This is a genomic window from Shouchella shacheensis, from assembly GCF_001484965.1.
Classification (GTDB): domain Bacteria; phylum Bacillota; class Bacilli; order Bacillales; family Bacillaceae_D; genus Shouchella; species Shouchella shacheensis.
Genome location: NZ_LLYY01000093.1, coordinates 1 through 374 on the forward strand (window position 1 = coordinate 1; position 374 = coordinate 374).

A 374-nucleotide genomic window follows, 5' to 3' on the forward strand; every position below is an offset into this window, starting at 1 on the left:
CTTAATGTATTACCATCTTGTGCTAGTTGTAAAATATCGTAGAGAAGTCTTTGATGATAAAGTATCTGACTATGCTAAGGATATGTTTGTAAAGTTAGGCGAGAAATATAATATCTCCATAGTCGAATGGAATCATGATAAAGACCATGTTCACATCTTGTTCAAAGCACACCCTAATACAGAATTGTCAACGTTCATCAATGCTTATAAAAGTGCAAGTTCTCGTCTAATAAAACGTGACTTCCCGCAAATAAGAAATAATCTATGGAAAGAAATGTTTTGGTCGAGAAGTTTTTGCTTACTAACTACTGGTGGATCTCCAATCAATGTAGTTAAAAAGTACATTGAAAATCAAGGTCTAAAATGAGGTGAAA

Annotated in this window: 1 protein-coding gene; it reads left to right on the plus strand. The window is 33.2% G+C overall.

The annotated features are described in order from the left end of the window. A partial coding sequence (tnpA, locus tag AVZ68_RS19505; protein WP_157404783.1) for an IS200/IS605 family transposase occupies positions 1-367 on the plus strand: 367 nt, incomplete at its 5' end. Positions 368-374 lie beyond the last annotated feature (7 nt).